This window comes from Nostoc sp. 'Peltigera membranacea cyanobiont' 232, from assembly GCF_002245985.1.
Classification (GTDB): Bacteria; Cyanobacteriota; Cyanobacteriia; order Cyanobacteriales; family Nostocaceae; genus Nostoc.
Genome location: NZ_NOLK01000009.1, coordinates 25,298 through 43,956 on the forward strand (window position 1 = coordinate 25,298; position 18,659 = coordinate 43,956).

Annotated in this window: 17 protein-coding genes; 11 read left to right on the forward strand and 6 right to left on the reverse strand. The window is 39.2% G+C overall.

What is annotated here, in order from left to right:
* The first annotated feature begins 77 nt into the window (after positions 1-77).
* Together CDG79_RS04930 and CDG79_RS04935 are read left to right on the forward strand one after the other, a co-directional pair.
* On the forward strand, positions 78-401 hold the full coding sequence (locus tag CDG79_RS04930; RefSeq protein WP_094341136.1) for a phasin family protein: 324 nt from the start codon (positions 78-80) through the stop codon (positions 399-401).
* 78 nt (positions 402-479) lie between these two features.
* The gene (locus tag CDG79_RS04935) at positions 480-1,001 is read left to right on the forward strand and encodes an FKBP-type peptidyl-prolyl cis-trans isomerase (protein ID WP_189524883.1); all 522 of its coding nucleotides are present in this window, start codon (positions 480-482) and stop codon (positions 999-1,001) included.
* Positions 1,002-1,106: 105 nt separating this feature from the next.
* On the opposite strand, the gene dnaB is transcribed toward CDG79_RS04935, so the two are convergent.
* The 3 genes from dnaB to gloB all read right to left on the reverse strand — a co-directional run bounded on the left by dnaB (position 1,107) and on the right by gloB (position 4,032).
* On the reverse strand, positions 1,107-2,483 hold the full coding sequence (dnaB, locus tag CDG79_RS04940; RefSeq protein WP_094341138.1) for a replicative DNA helicase: 1,377 nt from the start codon (positions 2,481-2,483) through the stop codon (positions 1,107-1,109).
* 113 nt (positions 2,484-2,596) lie between these two features.
* Positions 2,597-3,055, reverse strand: coding sequence for a 50S ribosomal protein L9 (gene rplI / locus CDG79_RS04945; protein ID WP_094341139.1), 459 nt, complete (start codon positions 3,053-3,055; stop codon positions 2,597-2,599).
* 203 nt (positions 3,056-3,258) lie between these two features.
* On the reverse strand, positions 3,259-4,032 hold the full coding sequence (gloB, locus tag CDG79_RS04950; protein WP_094341140.1) for a hydroxyacylglutathione hydrolase: 774 nt from the start codon (positions 4,030-4,032) through the stop codon (positions 3,259-3,261).
* Between the two features lie 495 nt (positions 4,033-4,527).
* Here gloB and CDG79_RS04955 point away from each other — a divergent pair, with 495 nt between their 5' ends.
* The 9 genes from CDG79_RS04955 (at position 4,528) to CDG79_RS04995 (ending at position 15,139) form a co-directional block, all read left to right on the forward strand.
* On the forward strand, positions 4,528-5,451 hold the full coding sequence (locus tag CDG79_RS04955; RefSeq protein ID WP_094341141.1) for an alpha-1,2-fucosyltransferase: 924 nt from the start codon (positions 4,528-4,530) through the stop codon (positions 5,449-5,451).
* Positions 5,452-5,500: 49 nt separating this feature from the next.
* Positions 5,501-6,343, forward strand: coding sequence for a putative nucleotide-diphospho-sugar transferase (locus CDG79_RS04960; protein ID WP_094341142.1), 843 nt, complete (start codon positions 5,501-5,503; stop codon positions 6,341-6,343).
* Positions 6,344-6,360: 17 nt separating this feature from the next.
* Positions 6,361-7,524: a glycosyltransferase family 4 protein gene (locus CDG79_RS04965; protein ID WP_189524884.1), complete on the forward strand. Its 1,164-nt coding sequence runs from the start codon at positions 6,361-6,363 to the stop codon at positions 7,522-7,524.
* A gap of 231 nt (positions 7,525-7,755) precedes the next feature.
* Positions 7,756-10,005 (forward strand): ABC transporter ATP-binding protein, encoded by a 2,250-nt coding sequence (locus CDG79_RS04970; RefSeq protein WP_094341144.1) that lies wholly within the window; start codon positions 7,756-7,758, stop codon positions 10,003-10,005.
* Positions 10,006-10,009: 4 nt separating this feature from the next.
* Positions 10,010-11,221: a glycosyltransferase family 4 protein gene (locus tag CDG79_RS04975; protein WP_094341202.1), complete on the forward strand. Its 1,212-nt coding sequence runs from the start codon at positions 10,010-10,012 to the stop codon at positions 11,219-11,221.
* Between the two features lie 35 nt (positions 11,222-11,256).
* Positions 11,257-12,216, forward strand: a complete 960-nt coding sequence (locus tag CDG79_RS04980) for a glycosyltransferase family 10 domain-containing protein (protein ID WP_094341145.1) — start codon at positions 11,257-11,259, stop codon at positions 12,214-12,216.
* Positions 12,217-12,219: 3 nt separating this feature from the next.
* Complete coding sequence (locus tag CDG79_RS04985; RefSeq protein WP_094341146.1) at positions 12,220-13,200, forward strand: Npun_R2821/Npun_R2822 family protein; 981 nt, start codon at positions 12,220-12,222, stop codon at positions 13,198-13,200.
* A 3-nt stretch (positions 13,201-13,203) separates the two neighbouring features.
* Entirely contained in the window at positions 13,204-14,094 is an 891-nt protein-coding gene (locus CDG79_RS04990) for an Npun_R2821/Npun_R2822 family protein (protein WP_094341147.1), read from the forward strand.
* Between the two features lie 16 nt (positions 14,095-14,110).
* Positions 14,111-15,139, forward strand: a complete 1,029-nt coding sequence (locus CDG79_RS04995) for an Npun_R2821/Npun_R2822 family protein (RefSeq protein WP_094341148.1) — start codon at positions 14,111-14,113, stop codon at positions 15,137-15,139.
* A gap of 54 nt (positions 15,140-15,193) precedes the next feature.
* Here the strand turns inward: CDG79_RS04995 and CDG79_RS05000 are convergent, their stop codons facing one another.
* The 3 genes from CDG79_RS05000 to CDG79_RS05010 all read right to left on the reverse strand — a co-directional run bounded on the left by CDG79_RS05000 (position 15,194) and on the right by CDG79_RS05010 (position 18,495).
* Complete coding sequence (locus CDG79_RS05000) at positions 15,194-16,075, reverse strand: hypothetical protein (protein ID WP_094341149.1); 882 nt, start codon at positions 16,073-16,075, stop codon at positions 15,194-15,196.
* Between the two features lie 299 nt (positions 16,076-16,374).
* A complete protein-coding gene (locus tag CDG79_RS05005; protein ID WP_094341150.1) occupies positions 16,375-16,743 on the reverse strand; it encodes a hypothetical protein in 369 nt (122 codons plus the stop codon).
* A gap of 27 nt (positions 16,744-16,770) precedes the next feature.
* Positions 16,771-18,495 (reverse strand): ABC1 kinase family protein, encoded by a 1,725-nt coding sequence (locus CDG79_RS05010; RefSeq protein ID WP_094341203.1) that lies wholly within the window; start codon positions 18,493-18,495, stop codon positions 16,771-16,773.
* Between the last annotated feature and the right edge of the window lie 164 nt (positions 18,496-18,659).

The window sequence follows — 18,659 nt, forward strand, 5'->3', positions numbered from 1 at the left end:
AGGCTTTTAGCATAGCTTGATTGCCTACACTCAGGAGCAAGAGTCGGCTGGTTTGAAACAAGTAAGAGGAAGGGAATATGGACAACAGCAACTGGTTGCAACAGCTAATGATGGTGGGTCTTGGCACAACGTCTTTAGTAGCGGAAAAACTGCGCCAAGTTAGTGATGACTTAGTTAAAGACGGTAAGCTCAATCCTGAGCAAGCCAAGGCAGTTATAGACGATCTTGCCCAGCAGTTAAAGTCAGAGCAAGGAAACTTCGATGTCCAAATGCAACGACAAATGCGAAATATGATGCAAGATTTGGGGGTAGCTCGCCAGTCGGAAGTGGATGAACTGCGCGGTAGAATTGACCGTTTAGAGCGTCAATTACGCGATTTAGAAAATAAGCTTTGGCGTTAAGATGTCCTTTGTGATTTAAACTAATTGTGTCCTATTGGTAATCTTTTTGCCAGGATACTTAAGTAAGGAGAACTGATTTTGAAACCAATTTTCCTCAGCGTGGCGTTCATGCTGGTGTGTGTTGTGCTTTTGGTTGTGGGGCAAGTAAGCAGTAAACAGAATACTGCCATTGCTGTTCAGTTAACCCAAACCCCGCCAGCGGCCACAACTGTAACTGAAAACAATATCTTAATTGCGAGTAATACTATGTCTGATGCTAAGGCCGTAACTACCCCCTCTGGATTAAAATATGTTGAGTTAAAAGAGGGGACTGGGGCGACTCCTCAACCAGGACAAACGGTTGAAGTTCACTATGTCGGCACTTTAGAAGATGGTACTAAGTTTGATAGTTCACGCGATCGCGGCCAACCCTTCAGCTTTAAAATTGGCGTAGGACAGGTAATTAAAGGTTGGGACGAGGGAGTTAGCACAATTAAAGTAGGCGGTCTTCGTAAGTTAATCATCCCATCTGAGTTAGGCTATGGCGCTCGTGGTGCTGGTGGCGTGATTCCACCTAATGCAACTCTAATTTTTGAAGTGGAATTGCTGGGAGTTAAGTAGGAACTGGGACATGGGGCATTGGGTATTGGACATTGGGAATAAGTAAATAATCTAACTTTTAATCTTCTGCTCCCAATCCCCAGTCCCCAGTCCCCAATTCAATAGCTAAATTTTTAAATTTTGAAACTTTGTAAACTGTGGATTAAATAAAAGTTTCGCAGTCCCTGTAGGCCCGTTGCGGTGTTTAGCTATAATTACTTCTGCAATGCCGCGATCGGGAGTATCGGGAGAGTAGTATTCGTCGCGGTACAACATGATTACTAAATCGGCATCTTGTTCAATACTTCCACTTTCTCTCAAATCTGACAACATCGGACGCTTATTAGTACGTGCTTCCACCCCTCGGCTCAACTGAGATAGGGCAATTATTGGTACAGATAATTCACGCGCTAAACCTTTGAGTTGACGGGTAATTTTTGATAATTCTTGTACGCGATTATCACCTGCTCCTTCCATTAATTGCAAGTAATCTATTACGATCAAACCCAGGGTTCCTTGCTCTGCTTGCAGTCTTCTTGCCTGACTACGCATTTGTGTAACTGTAATATTCGGCGTATCGTCAATATAAATCGGCATCTCAGAAAGAATACCAATAGCACGGCTTAAAGGTTCCCACTGTGTTTGACTGAGGCGACCAGTCCGCAGATAACTACTTTCAATTTGCGCTTCGCTAGCTAATAGCCGTTGCGTCAGTTGCTCTTTGGACATTTCCAAACTGAAAATAGCAACTGCTAGTTTCTTCCGCTCGTCAATGTTATCACGCCTGATAATAATTTCGTAATTAGCAATATATTGTGCAATGTTCATCGAAAAGCTTGTCTTTCCCATTGCAGGCCTAGCAGCGACAATAATCAAATCAGAACGCTGAAAGCCACTGGTCATGGCATCTAAATCGTAAAATCCACAGGGAATTCCAGGTAAGGCAATACCTTGATTTCTATCTTCAATATCCTGGAAATTATTAATTAGAGTATCAGCAATGTGAACTAAACCCGATTGGGGACGTTCTTGAGTCACGCCGAATACTTTCTGTTCTGCCTGATCTAAAACGGTTGGTAACTCGGTTTCTGTCTCGTAACCAAGATGTACAATTTCATTGCCAGCTTTAATTAAGCGCCGCCGCAGGTATTTGTCCATTACCAACCCTGCTAAAGCATCAATGTTCACAGCTGACACTGTGCGGTCTACGAGAGTTGCTAATTTATTTCTCCCACCTATGCGGGCAAGCATGTCATGGTCAGTCAACCAACTTGTAACCGAGAGCAAGTCTGTGGCTTTACCTTGGGCGTGAAGCCTCACAGCTGCTTGATAAATATCTTTGTGAGCGCTAATGTAAAAAGCTTCAGGAAGGAGGCGATCGCTAACTCGACTAATCGCTTCTGGATCTAGCAAAATACCCCCCAAAATCGCTTCTTCGGCCTCGATATTTTGTGGGGGGAGGCGATCGCTACCATCGCCTTTAAAATTCAGTTCTTCAGCCATAAACGATTTTAGTTTTGACGATTTTGCTAGAGACGCGATTAATCGCGTCTTTAGAGGAGTTAGGAATATTATTCACTTCCTCATCCCCCTCATCTTTGCGTCCCCCTTCTGAGTTAACTAGCGACGACTTGAATATCGACTTGTGCTACTACATCAGAATGCAGCTTGATTTCGGCTTGATAAGTACCAAGGTGGTTAATATCAGGGATGGTAATTCCACGCCGATCCACTTCTTGACTGGTGGCTGCCTTAATTGCATCTGCAACATCTTGGGTGGTGATAGTACCAAAAATTGCTTCGTTTTCACCAACCTGCTTGGCAATTGTCAAACTACCAACTTTTTCCAGAGATTCTTTTTGCTCAAGAGCTTGTTGTCTGAGTTCTAATTGCCGTTGACGCTCTTGCTCGCGGCGGCGTTCTACTTGCTTGAGAATACCAGGAGTGGCATTGGTTGCCAATTTCTGGGGAATCAGATAATTACGAGCGTAGCCAGGAGCTACTTCTACTAAGTCGCCAGATTTCCCCAGCTTGCTGATATCCTGATTTAAAACTAACTGTACGCGTTTCGCCATCGTTTTTCCTGTAAAATCTGATTAATTTGGGTAAGGCTTGATAGCTCACAATGTCACTGCTGTATTCCAAGCTTCTTTGCCTACACCCTAAAGCTTACAGATCGTAGCGAAAGGAAGGGTGCGATCGCAACTATTGCCGCTAAAAAATTGAAGGAATGGGGAATGGGGAGAGCAGATGAGTAACAATTCCCAATGCCCAATCTCTAAAAGTTATTTTTCATTTCCCGTATCCGCGCAAAGGTTTGCACTCCATCGCTACTCTTAACAGTTGATTGTAATGATGGCTGATCCCAACGCAAAAAGGGATTGGTGTGCTTCTCCACTCCCAGCAGTGAGGGAATAGTAGCTTCTCCTCGACTACGGTAAGCTTTGACTTCATTGAAGCGTCTTTGTAAGTCGGCGTTGTCGCCATCCACAGTTAGAGCAAATTGCAGATTGTTCAACGTGTATTCGTGGGCACACCAGATGAGTGTATTATCAGGTAGAGAGCGCAGTTTGCTTAAAGAGTCTACCATTTGGGTCGGTGTTCCTTCAAACAAGCGACCGCAACCGCCAGAAAATAAAGTATCGCCGCAAAATAAATCGCCTGTCTCACCAGCTTTTTCGGGGGGAAAGTAGTAAGCGATGTGAGCGCGGGTATGTCCAGGAACGAAGATAACTTCAGCTATGCGGTCTGCAAACTGGACGCGATCGCCTTGTTGCAAAAACACCTGCTGTCCAGGAATTCTCCCACGATCTTCGGCTCCTCCATAAACTATCAATTGGGGGAATTGTTCGATTAATTGCTTATTACCACCCACATGATCGTTATGGTGGTGGGTGTTGAAAATTGCTACCAACTCAGCTTTTAATTGTGCCAGTTTCTTTAATACTGGTTGAGACTCGGCTGGATCGACAACAGCCGCGATATTTTGTTTCTCGTCATGTACTAAGAATATATAGTTGTCTGAGAGTGCTTCCAGACGGATTACCTGCATTGCCTCTGCCTCTATTATGAGTAGAACGACTGGGAAAAACCAAACTATGTTAGACAAAGACAAAATTAAATTACACTAAAACCCTCTTCCCTCGTGCCTCCTGCCTAATCCTGATGATAAATATTCACGCCAACCTACTTAAAACAGATGTTTGGTATTCAGTAACAAGGCTACTTGCACAAACTACATCCAGTATTTATACTTTATTCAGTATGACTGTAATTTACTATTAATTATAATATATACAACTATATTATTCTAGTAAATACACTTAAATTAACCAAAATAAATCGCAATTTCTCAGTGAATTTTCTCTGGTAATAACCGCAAAGACAAAGTTATATTTATTTTGTAATTTGCTGTTAAAAGGATACAAATAAATTCATTCATTGGATATATTTACTTTCATTCATTAAAATTAATTTTATATGGATAATTTTGGATTTTGAAAGCTTTAGCCAATATCATTAATTTTAATCTCTCTAGGCTGTATTTATGTTAGTTATTTCTGCAAAATCTGGACAATTAGGAAATAGATTATTGTCATTTGCTAATTTTATAGCATTTGCAATTGAAAATAATTTTACAGTTATAAACCCAGCTTTTGAAGAGTATGCTGATTTTTTTATGTCAACCTCTCAAGACTTTTTATCTTGCTATCCCCCTCCAGTAGTTTCAATTCCAGGAAACAAATTACTACGCAAATATTACTATAATTTTAATCGTTTTTTAGCTGAAAGTGGCCGGTTTAAGACAATTAATATTAAGCGCGATCAACCTTTTAGCTGGAATAATTCAATTATTACAAAAGAGTTGAAATCAGGCTCTATAAATTTTTTTCAAGGATGGATGTTTCGTGATGGATGGTTTGTAGACGATCTCTCAAATCTCCAAAAACATGGAGAAAAAATTCGTGCTTACTTTCAACCTTTAAATAAGTATCAGCTTAATGTAGCAAATCTCATATCCCAGATACGTAGCGAGACTGATGCGATCGTTGGAATCCATATCCGTCATGGGGATTACCAAGAACATCAAAACGGCAAATATTTTTATTTATTTGAAGAGTATTTAAAGGTTATGGAATCAGCTAAAGCACTATTTCCTAACAAAAAAGTGACATTTTTGATTTGCTCAAATCAGAGGCAAAAGAAAGATTATTTACAACATTTATCTTATGTTTATGGCAACAATCATATAATTGAGGATATGTATTCTTTGGCGGAATGTGATTATATTATTGGCCCACCGAGTAGTTATAGCATGTGGGCATCATTTTATGGCAAGCGGCCTCTCTATATGATTAGGGATGTAAATAAAACTTTAAAAATCGAAGATTTTGTTCACTTTTACCAATGGCAAGGAGTTTTTTACCCTAACGAGGACTGGAGTAAAAGTGTTTGGGAATGGACACATTAAATTAGCTCGGCTAGGATTAAAAGTAATAATTATTTAACTTGTTTTATTTATGAAGACAGAAACCAGAGGTTTTATTACAATCTTAACCGGACTCTACTCTTTTCAAGATTGTATTCATTTTTTAGCGGCGGTTAGAAAGTTTCATCAAGAGCCGATTATTATTTTAATTGACCAAGTACCAATAATTCTTTATCCTTTGCTCAAGGCATTCAAAAATGTAATTTTAAAGCCAGCACCTACAAATGAAAATACTGTTTTAGCATCGCGGCAAGCAAAACTAGCTCTATATGCAGCTTCTGAGTTTGATAAAACGATTTACCTAGATTCAGATATTTGTTTACTTTCAGATATCAATGATGTCTTTGACTATTTAGATGAATATGACTTTTTACTAACTGAAGATGTTCAACCTTCTATTTTGAAAGCCACAAATTTATTACGTGGTAAACAAGAAGACCTTTTGCCAAATGTTTTGCCAATTCTGCAATCAGTAGGATTACCATTACAAGCAGATAGTGTGCAGTATAATGGCGGTTTTATGGCTTTTAGGAAAACAGAAGTAACCAAGATATTGTTTGAAGAATTTAAACAGTATTTTGAGATTGTCAAAAATAACCAAGATAAATTACTCCTAAAAGATCAAGGGGCTTTTGCTTCTGCGATCGCATCTGTCCGTCCTTACATGAAAATCCTACCACCTACCTATAATTATCTCAGTAAGTGGCAGGATGCTTATGATATTCAGGATAAAATTAAAGTTCTTCACTGTACTTATCCTTATCGACCTCAATATGCTAAAGATATTAGTCGTTCCTTGTATACAAGGATTTTTGACAGATTAGCTAAAGTATTTTTACCGAATCAAGTGACAAATCCTTGGCGAATTAAATAAAAATAAGTAAAAAAATAGTGAAAAAGTTTTCCAAGATATCGCTGTTGGTTTCTGATTTATCAAGTGCAGCTATTTTGCGTGCATACTTGATAGCAACAGCCCTAAGAAATTTAGAATATGAAGTTGAAATTATCGGGTTTTTATTTGGAAAGAACTTATATCGTAATTTGCCGTTAGAATTAAACGTTTATAATTTACCAGGCAAAAACTTTCCAGATTTTTTTGGAGAAATCCAAAAAATTTTACCAAAAATTAATGGAGATATAATTTATGCAATAAAACCACAAATAGCGAGTTTTGGAGTTGCCTTATTAAAGAAAATCTTTAGCCGCAACCCGTTAATTTTAGACATAGATGATTGGGAACTCAGTTGGTATGGTGGCGACGACTGGCATTATAGTCTTACACCCAAACAATTAGCCAGAGACTTGTTGAAATCAAACGGCGCACTCAGGAATCCTTATCATCCTTTGTACGTGAAATGGATGGAAGGTTTGGTAAGTCATGCTGATGCTGTGACAGTGCATACTAACTTTTTGCAGCAGCGTTTTGGCGGTACATTTGTCCCCAATGGTAAAGATACTGCTTTATTCGATCCCTCTGGATATGATGCTGAGTCCAGCAGAAATCGTTATGGTTTATCTGAATATCGTATTTTAATGTTTCCTGGTGCGCCAAGACCCTATAAAGGTCTAGAAGATGTTCTCATAGCACTCGATAAAATTAATCAACCAGACTTAAGACTAGTGATTGTCGGTGGCAGTCCTTATGATGATTACGATCGACAACTTCAAGAAAAATGGGGACGCTGGATTATCAAATTACCAAAGTATCCAGCTGATGTTATGCCTGATTTGGTAGCAGCTGCTCACATTGTAGTCGTTCCCCAGCGAGATACCCCAGAAACTCGCGCTCAATTTCCCCTGAAGTTGACAGATGGAATGGCAATGGCTAAACCTGTATTATCAACACGTGTTGGAGATATTCCCAAAATTTTAGGTGATACTGGTTATTTAGTCGAACCTGCCTGTCCTGAACAGATTGCTGAAAAAATTCAATTGATTTTTGAGAATTTAGAGTCAGCAAATCAGAAAGGTATTAAGGCAAGAGAAAGATGTGTGGAACACTATAGCATAGAGGCTATGGCTTCTGTGCTTAAGTCAGTAATTGCTCGGTTGTGAATATTTATAGGTTGTGATGCATTTAAAAAGAGATTTTCATTTCCTCTTTGTGCCAAAGCATCTCTGGTATTTTATCTGGAAAAATTTCTAGAAACTGGTGTTATAGGTGTAGCTGTGTTTTTACGGAGTTGAGAGATGAAGATTATTTAGTTTGATTTATTTGAGAATTAGCTATTTTAGCAATTAATTGGTGAATAATATTAATAAGTGAAATTGGCATAAAAATATCCAATGTCTACCAGAAAACTACTACTAAGATTCGCTAAACCCTATCCAGGTTTGATTCTGCTGACAATATTGTTAGGATTTTCTGGAGCTTTATTTAATGGGATCAGCACAGCTTTAATTGTGCCAGTGGTTTTAAAAATTGTGGGGCAAGAAGTAGATTTAAGTACCGCTCCTCCCATCTTAAAAAGGTTGATATCTCCCTTTGATAATACTCCAGAACCTTACCGAATAGGAGTAATGGCTGGAGCAATTATACTCACAATTCTTTTAAAGAATTTAGCCACTTACGCCAGCACATTAGCATCGAGTTCTTTAACCAGAAAGCTGACATCTGATATGCGCGAAACTGGGTTAAGGCTATTACTAGAAATTGATATAGATTATTATGCCAAGACAAAGGTTGGTGATTTAATAAACCGTCTTGGTGGAGAAATTGGCAGGGCTGCAAGTGCTATAGGTAGTACGGTCAAGATAGTTATTCTAGTAATCACAGTTTTAGTTTTTGTCGCTTTATTGCTGTCAATTTCTTGGCAGTTAACAATTGCTGCTACGCTTTTACTGTCATTGGTGACGTTAATAAATCAGTATGCCATTTCTCGGTCGAGAACTTTTGGCAAACAGCTTAGTGAGATGTCTAGAGCATACTCAGTCTCTGTACTGGAAACTTTGAACGGAATCCGACTGGTAAAGGCGACTGGAAATGAACAAAAAGAATATCAACGGATTAAAAAATTAATTCGCGATCGCGAATTAGCAGATTTTCAGTCTCAGGTTAATTCGGAAGTGATTACACCTCTGAGTGAGGTGATGGGTATTACAGCTTTACTGCTGATTGTACTTTTGAGCAAAACCTTCTTTGCTGACCAAGTTTCTTCTCTTTCTACCGTACTGTTGACATATTTATTAGTGCTGCTGCGAGTGCTGCCATTAATTTCTCAGTTAAATACTATTCGCAGCAACTTTGCCAGTACCGCCGCCAGTGTAGATGTGACGAATGAATTTTTAAGCCTGCACGATAAACCGTTCATGGAGAAGGGTAAACTTCCCTACACAAAATTAGAAGAGGGAGTGTCTTTTAATTCTCTTTGCTTTGCCTACCCTAGTCATGAAAAGTTGGTACTCAAAGACGTGAATTTATATTTACCGCGCGGTACAACCTTAGCATTGGTAGGCGGTTCTGGTGCTGGTAAATCCACTTTGGCAGACCTTTTGCCCAGATTTTACGACCCGATCGCTGGCAGCATTACCATTGACGGCACCGATTTGCGGGAGTTCGATCTTATATCCGTGCGAAAGCGGATGGGCATTGTTAGTCAAGATACCTTTCTTTTTAATGACTCGGTGCAAAATAACATCGCCTATGGGCGAGCAGAAGCTACTGAGGATGAAATTCTGACAGCAGCCAAGCGGGCAAATGCTTATGAGTTTATCAGCAAATTGCCTCAAGGATTTGATACCCTAATTGGCGATCGCGGCGTGATGTTATCTGGTGGACAAAGGCAAAGATTAGCGATCGCCCGCGCCCTCCTCCAAAATCCCGAAATTCTGATTTTAGATGAAGCCACTAGCGCTTTAGATACTGTTTCCGAACGCTTAGTACAAGCTGCACTTGACGATCTTAGTCGCGATCGCACCACCTTAGTAATTGCTCACCGCCTTTCCACAGTCCAAAAAGCCAATCAAATAGCCGTATTAGATCAAGGACAGGTAGTAGAAGTAGGAACCCATGACGAACTTTTACAAAAGGGTGGTTACTACTCACGCTTGTACTCCATGCAATTTGCAGAACGTCCTGAAACTGTTACCAAACACAATCAAAGTTTGCTCCGCATTTCTCACGAAATTCGGACGCAGATGAACTCAATGATTGGATTTCTACGCTTATTACTTGATGATTTAGTAGACGATTCCCAAGAACGGCATGAATTAATCGAAGACTCTTATAAATCAGCCTTGAGAATTCTCAACACCATTGATGTTTTTGAGGATGTTATTAATTTGCAAATCAGTGGGCAAATGCTCTCAATCTCTGACCAAAATCAAAATATTATCAGTAAACATTATCAAATTTTTAATCAAATTTCCGTTGAGTTTCGGACTTCTCTCAATCTCATACTTAGCTCTCTCCGGTCTCTAGCTGATAACTTGACATACACCACAGAAGAACAAAATAGTTTAATTACTGAAAGTTATGAGTCGGCTATATATCTGCTCGATGACTTAGGAAAATTTGAGAATAGTATTAATGTCTAAAGTTATGAAAAATCCTCCTTTAAAACAGCACTACATTTTTTTTGTTGGTGAAGAATTACCTCAGCCAGAGGCTCACCTAGTGCAGTCTACAAATGCTGCCAATGCCGCCGCTAATTTGGGATACTCAACAGTTTTGGTATACCATGACAAAGGAGCAAAAGCTAGTAATCCAGTTAATTTATTACGTCCTTTTAAACCGATAAAAACACCAGTAGAACTTGTTCAATATTACAATCTCCATGACAAATTAAAAGTTGCTCCCTTACCAATGCCTTGGCCGATTGACCATTTTCGGAGCAAATTTACTGACTCTAACACCATTGCCAGCAAGTATTATTTACCATTTCATATACTTCCAACTACTAAACTTGTCCACAGTCGCAACTGGAACTTTATAAAAGCTGCCATCAGAAATGGCGTTCCGGCAATTTATGAACACCACCACCATGAAGAGAAACCATTTGAACTAGAAATTGTTACAAATCCACTGTTGCAAATTGCTGTTACAGTTGTAGACACCATCCGCGAAAGTATGATTAAAAATGGGATGCCCCCAGAAAAAGTAATTAGGCTGCACAATGGTTTTAACCGCTTATTTATGGAAAGACAACCAGAAAAAGCAGCAGAATGGCGGAAAAAACTGTTGCGAGACGAAAGCCAATATTTGGTAGTTTATGCGGGAGCTTTGCAGCAATTTAAAGGTATTGATGTACTAATTGATGTGGCTAATGAAATGCCTAATGTGCAATTTGCCTGTGCAGGTGGTAAGCCAGCAGAAGTTGAATACTATCAGCAATTAGTAACAGAAAAACAGGTTCATAATATTAAATTTTTGGGCTATATCTTGCATAATGAGTTAGCATCTTTGCTACAAGCAGCTGATGTTTTAGCTCACCCTCATTGTTCGGGAAAAGCGGCAACTTTCACGTCTCCCTTAAAGCTATTTGACTACTTCGCCTCTGGAACTCCCATTGTAGCGACGGAAATTCCTTCATTAGTTGAGTTTCAAGATACTCAGTCTATTACTGCTTGGTGTGAGCCAGATAATTCCAGCAAATTTGCCGAAAGTCTGAAGCGGGTTTTAGAAACTCATCCCAGAAAAATAGAAGGTTATCCAGATAGTATCGAGTTTGTCAAGCAGTTTTCTTGGGAAAATCGAGCGGCAAAAATCCTTAGTTATGTTGATAAATCTCTGCTTCCTCTAGTTATCGCATAAAAAAGAATGTAGAAGACAAATAACTAATAACTAAAATGACTATCAAAACTGTAGGTATGATTAGCAGCTATCGAGGTTTAGAAACTAGAGCCGATTGGCTGTGGCAACAAACCCCGCATCAATTTGGAGTTTGGGGCAATATGCAAATGCAATCACTAGCAACCAAACCCGATTTTCTACTGATGTATCAATTTGATTTTCCCCAAGCAGCGCCACAAAAATCTTGGTTAGATAGTTTTCGCAAACAGCGCCAGAAATCAGTAGTAAATGTTGATTCTCTACTGCGTGGTGTCAACAAAGAGCGAATTATTTATTTGCTAAGGGAACCGCCTTTAGATGAAATTGTCGAAATAACTAATCACAATTATCAACAAGCCCAGAAGTATTGCGGCTACATTTCTGGCCCCGATGATTTTGCTCCCACTCCTGACTATATGCCTGCTATTTGGTATCACTCAAATTCATTTCAAGATTTAAATGAAATGCCACCGCCTCAAAAGGTTGCTCCATGTAGTTGGATTACTTCAGGAATTAGTCGCACAGCCAAGCATCACCAGCGTTTAGACTTTTTGCAGTCCCTACAATCTAGTGGCATTAAATTTGATTTATATGGGCGCAACTTACCAGAATCGGCTAAAAAGTCAGGAGAACTAGGTAACAAATGGTATGGCATGGCTCCATACTATTACAATTTGGCAATTGAAAATTATGCTGATAATAATTGGTATGTGAGCGAGAAACTTTGGGATAGTTTACTTGCGTGGTGTTTACCAATTTACTATGGTGGCCCGGCTGCTGATAAATTATTGCCACCAGGTAGTTTTTTGCGGCTGCCCAGTTTAGATGAAAAAGGTATTGCCTACATCAAAGAAGTTACAGCTACACCTGATGCTTGGTATGCGGCCAAAGATGCGATCGCAGAAGCACGTCAAATCATTTTACACAAATTAAACTTGCTTAACTGGTTATCAAACTTTGTCGATCAACACTCATAAATTATGAATGGTATTTGTACCCTTGGCAATGATTATGTTTTCGATCAACTGGTGGCTTTGCTCAACAGTATTGATGTTATTTTAGGCTCAGAAACTCCTGTTTGTATCTATCCTTTTGACGATCGGATACAGCGAATTGCTGATGAAATAGCTAAACGCCCTAATGTATTTCTTTACGACGATCGCGAATCAATCAACCGTTGGGATCAATTTATGCTCTCAGCAGCACCAGAACGATTGAATCGTAGTAAATCACGTTTGTATGGCGCTCACCGTCGTTTTTGTGCTTTTGATGGGCCATTCGATAAGTTTATCTATTTAGATGCAGACACCTTGGTGATGAACTCACTAGCAACAGTGTTTGAAAAGCTAGATACTTATGATTTTGTTGTCTACGATTTTCAATTTAAAGACGTTAGTAAAATATTCAATGCTAATTCTCCTAAATTACAAGAAATTTTCGAGCAAAAGCGGATAGATTCTGAAATCTTTTGCTCAGGTTTCTATGGTGCAAAGCGGGGAATCTTTAACTCAGAACAAAGAGATTTACTAATATCCCATTTACAAAATGGTGAGGCGGAAATTTTGTATGGCGGTGCTGGCGAACAACCATTGATTAACTACATGGTAATGAGGTCAAATCTTTCTATTTATAACTTTGCTCGGCAACTGCCAGATAATCAAAAAACCGGATGTTCTGCTACATCTAAGCACTTCGACGAACGAGAACACCTTCTTTATGACAAAGGTAATCGACTAACTTATCTTCATTATATTGGTATTCCTCCTCAGATCAATCAAGCAGTCTGTGCTGGAGAAAATATTGAGTTTCCCTATCGAGATTTATTTCTCTACTATCGTTACTTACACGAACCAGAGAAGTTTCCAGTCTTTACAAATCCTCCTAAGAATTATAATGACGCTCCAGTACCAAATTTACTTACAAGAGCTTTGCGGAAATTTAAGTTAATTAACCAAGGATAATTTATGAGCAAGGGAATTTATATTGTTGCTAATGATCGCGTTATCGATAATGCGATCGCTTTACTCAATAGCATTCGTTATTATGACCCAGAAGTAACCATTTATCTCATACCATTTAATGAAGATTATCACAAGGTAGCAGAGCAGGTTGCTACCTTACACAACGTGCAAATTTTTCCAGATTTAGAACTTATTGATAAATTTACCAAACGCATCGGAGAAATTTTTGATAGAGATTTCCTCGCCTTACCCAATAAGATGCGTAAACTTGTGGCGTGGTTTGGCCCTTTAGATGAGTTTATCTATATTGATACAGATATTGTCGTTTTTGAAAAAATCGCCGACAATTTAGACAAACTTTCAGAAGTCGATTTCTTCTGTTGTGATTACCATCATGCCAATGACAAGCTGCGAAATATTTTTTCCCCATTTGTGAAAGAGCAGGAAATTTTTTCCGATGCCCAACTTCAAGACGTTTTTAACAGTGGCTTTTGGGCTTCCAGAAAAGGAGTTATTACCGAACAACAAATGGATGAAGCTTTGCGAGAGTGTGCGGCGCATCGCGAATATTTCGATTTTTCTGAAGGAGTTACAGACCAACCAATTTTAAATTATCTTGTTCTCAAACTAATTTCTAAACGGGGAAATCTCGTTAAAATTCCTGGGGGTGGGCCTGGTAGTTGGGCTGGTTCGCAAAATTTCCAACAGCAAGATTACGCCCTCTATGACCGAGGACAACGATTAAAATATCTCCACTGGGCTGGTACGCGGATGAAAACTGGTAGTCCCTATTGGCAATTGTGGGAACACTATCGCTATCTCCATGAGGGCAAATTCGCTTTCATTCCCAAACTGACTCGCCGTTTATTTCCCTTTGTTGCTGCGCGTACTTAATATTAGGAGTATCCCAATGATTGATGGCATTTACATCCTAGCGAATGATGTTGTCTATGACCAACTAGTTGCTTTACTTAATAGCATAGAAGCTAATGCTGGCAGACCGATTCCTGTTTGTGTAATTCCATATAATGAGCGGTTAGACAAGGTAAAAGCAGAGGTTGCAGCTAGAGATAATGTCACCTTATTTGAAGATTATGCTTCCATAGCTCGCTGGGAAGATTTTGGTACTCGGATCTGGAAAGCTCATCCAAGAGCGTTAAAACTGTGGCAAGAATATGGCTTACCAGAGAATTATCGGGTAGAAAGACATCGAAAACTTTGCTGTCTGGATGGCCCTTTTAACAAGTTTATCTTCTTTGACGGAGATACGTTGTTAATGAAACCACTGGATGATGTTTATCAAAAGCTGGATGAATATGATTGGCTCGCGAATGACTTTCAATATAAGTCGGATTTGGATTATATTTTTAACTGGACAGAAGATAAGCTAGAAAAAGTTTTTTCTCTCAAAAATATTAGTAATAATGTTTTTTGTTCCGGTTGGTTTGCTTCTAAAAAGGGTGTGTTTGATGATGTAATGCTAGCAAACTTACTAGAAAAGTTAGAAGCAGGCGAAGCTGATGCACTAGCGTGGGCAGATTCCGATCAAACAGTTCTCAACTATTTAGTTTTACGAAGTGGGATCTCTTACTATAATTACGCTGCTCACACTTCAGCGACTGGGAACCACTGGAGTTCTAAATTTGATGTTGTAGATAATATTCTTTACGACCAAGGAAAACCCCTGACTTACATTCACTATATGAGTGTATCTTCTTCAGATTTTGCGAGGCTTTGCACTGGTGAAGATGTTAATATCCCATATCGAGATGTGTTTTTGCATTATAGATATTTAAAGTCACCAGAACAAAAACCCAAAAGCTTTAAGCGTCAGAGTCCATTAGTCCGTCTACAAAATACTACTACAAGTTTTTTAAATCAAAAAGTCAGCAATATTAAGCTTAACTATCGTAATTTTAAGGATAGAATTACTAAATAATTAAGCAAAGTTAGACTTAAAGTTTTTTGAATTTGTAACTAATTTATTGCTCAATTATCGGTAATAAAAATTAAAGTCTTTCAAAGTTATAATTCTTAAACGCAGGAAATTATATAAATACTTAAGAGTTTTATTGATTTTAAGTATAATTCTTTTCCCAATGAAGCGTTCGGGGTATTCTAGCTTTGCTTGTTGCTCAAAATATATTGCCATGTCCTCCATTTTCGACTCTCCCTTTTTAATTCTGACGAATTCAACTCTATTCTTAAAGAAAGAGATACCCTCCATTGCACTCCATCTTACAGGTAAACCAGCTTTAGCAGCTGCTAAACCTATTGCATTTCCTTCGGAGTCATAGAGTCCGTTTAACTCACAATAAGATGCGAGAATTTCCCACTGTTTAAGAAATTCTATTTCCTTTCCAGAGTCTTTTGTAACTGCAAATAAATATTCGTACACAAAGTTAATATCTTGATTTTCTAGTTCTAGATTTAACTTTGAAGCAGCCTTTTTCGCCACTTGAAACTCCTTCAAAAGTTTGGCATCAGGATTACCAGCTAGAACCTTAGCATACTTTTTAGGCATATTTTCACAACCCCTTGCCGTTATTCCTGGTCTTGAAATCCATTGCGGAAATTGTGGAACTGGTGCCAATATTCGCATATCTGCATCAATGAATATGCATGAATTAAACAGAGATAAACCCTTGGCTATTGCAAATCTTTTGTCATGGTAAAACTTCACACTTTGTTGTCTATGCTGAAATGCTAAAACGTTGGACTGTTGGCTAAAGTCGCTAGGAGAGTCAGTTAAAACAATAAAAGAACTATTAGGTGAATATTTTTTGATATCTTTTGCTAATAACAATGCAAGATCGCGATAGTTCTTACCACACGCTAAAGTACAAAAACAAAATTCTTTTTTGTCTTGATTCATAGCTTTTTACGCTCCTTCTAATTAAATAAAAATCTGCAATGTCAAAGTTCTAAACAAAGGAGAGTATAATTTTATTCATAGTTTCTATCCCTTGGGCAGATGTACTGCTGATGCAATTTTCAGTATTTATACGTAATTTTAACGCAATTAAATCTTGAATTTATGAAGTTGAAGTAAAGTAAAAAACAAGTATTCACCACTAGCTAACGATCTCATTTTTCGTAGAGATCGTTGCTGGTGGTGAGAATTTACAGTAATTTATATGTTGGTGAAGCGTTCTACTATCTAAGAAAAAGAATCTAAACATCTAAATCTAAAGATTGCATACCTTCGCGTTCTATAAAGGTCATCATACTTCCTAGTTGCAACCAAACTAGCAAACAAGTAAACAAGCTAATTGGTAGACCAACTCCTAAAGCCAAGGTGGAGGGAAAGCCAAATATCTCTAAACCGGAAGAGAGAAATAGACAAGTACCGCCAGTTATGCCGATAAATGGCACAAGTAATTGTTTCAGTGAGGAACGTGGCTTAGTATTTTCTCCTCGTTCGCTTGGCCAATTCTGCACAATTACTTTCAAAGTGCCAGATAATGCCAAACCAGATGTTAATGCTGTCAAAAAGCCAACAAGTAAGAGAAAATAAGGCGGTTGCAGAGGAAAATAGTACATTAAAACTCCTGATTATATTAAAGACTTTTAGTTTTTACTTGCTGACTGGTTTCCAGTAAAAGGCTCAAGGAATGCAGATTTTGGGAGAATAGCGGCTGCACTTTCTCTAGATAAATTTGTTAAAATGCCGATCGCTACATTTAATAAACGATCCGGTTTTAAGTCATCTTTAACCAGGTTCCACAGGCGTTGGACATCTTCAGTATGGAGGCGGTCATCTTCCGTGAGAGCCAGCACCAGCTGTCGCCGCAGAAACTTGCCTTCTTCTGACATCAAAAACTGGAAACCCATCTGGGCTGTGGGCAATACATCAAAGTTGTTATCACTACGAGCGATCGCAATTAAATTCTCTAATCGCTGCCACTGAAATTTACCATCTTTGAATAACACATTCAATAATCGCCGCCGTAATTCTGGCGATTCCCCTGTCAGCAACCGCCGCGCTATGTAGGGATAACCCACTTCCACAATTTTGAAATCTGGGTTGAGGCTCAGGGCGATACCTTCTTGAGTCACCAAGGAACGAATAATTAAAGCAAACTTCGCCGGAACTCGGAAAGGATATTCGTACATCAGTTCCGAAAACTCATCGGTAATCGTTTTGAAGTTAAAATCCTTGACATTTTTGCCAATGGCGTTTCCTAGCACCGCTTCTAATGCTGGCACTATCGGGCAAATATTCGTGTCTGGAGTTAAAAATCCTAATTTTACAAAGTCTTCGGCTAAGTCGGTATAGTCTTTATTCACCAAATGTACTAGCGCATCTACCAGTGTTTCTTTGGTGTTTTCCTCCAATTGATCCATCATACCGAAGTCAATATAAGCCATCCGACCATCGGTTACAGCAAATAAATTACCGGGATGGGGGTCAGCATGAAAGAAGCCGTGTTCCAGCAACTGTTGCAATCCTGAAGTAACGCCAATTTGGATAATCGCTTCTGGGTCTAAACCTGCTTGGCGGATGCTTTGAGTATCTGTTAGCTTGAAGCCGTTAATCCATTCCAGGGTTAAAACGTGGGTATTGGTATAACGCCAGTAAATTCCTGGAACTTTAACTTCTGGGTCATTGCGGAAGTTGCTAGCAAAGTGTTCGGCGTTGCGGCCTTCATTTATATAGTCGATTTCTTCAAATAGCTTCGTGCCAAACTCGTCCACGATTAAAGTTAGGTCGTGACCGAGATTGAGGGGCAACCAAGGAGCTACCCAACTCGCCCCCCAGCGTAATAAGTAGAGGTCGCGGGTGAGAATCGGGCGTAAGTTGGGGCGTTGCACCTTCACTGCCACTTCTTCGCCACTGATCAGACGACCACGGTATACTTGACCCAAGCTAGCAGCAGCTACTGGATGAGGTGACAGTTCGCTAAAACTTTCATGAATTGGACGGTCTAGCTCGGTTTCGATAATCTGATAAGCGATCGCATTATCGAAAGGTGGTAACTGATCTTGTAACTTGATCAGTTCTTCTAGAAAATCTTTACGGATTAAGTCTGGTCTGGTGGAGAGGGCTTGACCAACTTTAATAAAAGTCGGGCCGAGGCTGGTGAGCAGTTCTCGCAACTGGATAGCTCGTTTACCCTTGTTTTGCTCAACTTTGTCTAGCCATTCGTCCCACTTGAGACTAAATATAAATCCTGCAAAAGAGGAGATAATTCTCAGCACTCGCCCCCATGCTAGCCAGGGACGGTAACTATAATAGCGAGCGATCGCATCTGGATTATAGAGTTTTAGCTGAGTAGGTTGATACTGACCCACGCCTTTATTTGCCTCTTCAACTGAAAAATTTACAATTGTTGTTTCTCTACTCAACCCACAAGTTAGTTGCAGGTAAAAGCTAGCAGTAGTTTTTTATCTAAAACAACTCGAACCTTGCCTTTTTGGGATACTGTTCAAGATAGTTTTAGCATTTGTTACTGCCT

Excerpts from the sequence above, each read along its gene's own strand:
- CDG79_RS04990 (WP_094341147.1), top strand. The coding sequence starts at position 13,204 with ATGAGCAAGGGAATTTATATTGTTGCTAATGATCGCGTTATCGATAAT.
- CDG79_RS04985 (WP_094341146.1), top strand. The coding sequence starts at position 12,220 with ATGAATGGTATTTGTACCCTTGGCAATGATTATGTTTTCGATCAACTG.
- CDG79_RS04975 (WP_094341202.1), top strand. The coding sequence starts at position 10,010 with ATGAAAAATCCTCCTTTAAAACAGCACTACATTTTTTTTGTTGGTGAA.
- CDG79_RS05005 (WP_094341150.1), bottom strand. The coding sequence starts at position 16,743 with ATGTACTATTTTCCTCTGCAACCGCCTTATTTTCTCTTACTTGTTGGC.
- CDG79_RS04970 (WP_094341144.1), top strand. The coding sequence starts at position 7,756 with ATGTCTACCAGAAAACTACTACTAAGATTCGCTAAACCCTATCCAGGT.
- CDG79_RS05000 (WP_094341149.1), bottom strand. The coding sequence starts at position 16,075 with ATGAATCAAGACAAAAAAGAATTTTGTTTTTGTACTTTAGCGTGTGGT.
- CDG79_RS04980 (WP_094341145.1), top strand. The coding sequence starts at position 11,257 with ATGACTATCAAAACTGTAGGTATGATTAGCAGCTATCGAGGTTTAGAA.
- gloB (WP_094341140.1), bottom strand. The coding sequence starts at position 4,032 with ATGCAGGTAATCCGTCTGGAAGCACTCTCAGACAACTATATATTCTTA.
- CDG79_RS04955 (WP_094341141.1), top strand. The coding sequence starts at position 4,528 with ATGTTAGTTATTTCTGCAAAATCTGGACAATTAGGAAATAGATTATTG.
- dnaB (WP_094341138.1), bottom strand. The coding sequence starts at position 2,483 with ATGGCTGAAGAACTGAATTTTAAAGGCGATGGTAGCGATCGCCTCCCC.
- CDG79_RS04930 (WP_094341136.1), top strand. The coding sequence starts at position 78 with ATGGACAACAGCAACTGGTTGCAACAGCTAATGATGGTGGGTCTTGGC.
- rplI (WP_094341139.1), bottom strand. The coding sequence starts at position 3,055 with ATGGCGAAACGCGTACAGTTAGTTTTAAATCAGGATATCAGCAAGCTG.
- CDG79_RS04960 (WP_094341142.1), top strand. The coding sequence starts at position 5,501 with ATGAAGACAGAAACCAGAGGTTTTATTACAATCTTAACCGGACTCTAC.
- CDG79_RS04995 (WP_094341148.1), top strand. The coding sequence starts at position 14,111 with ATGATTGATGGCATTTACATCCTAGCGAATGATGTTGTCTATGACCAA.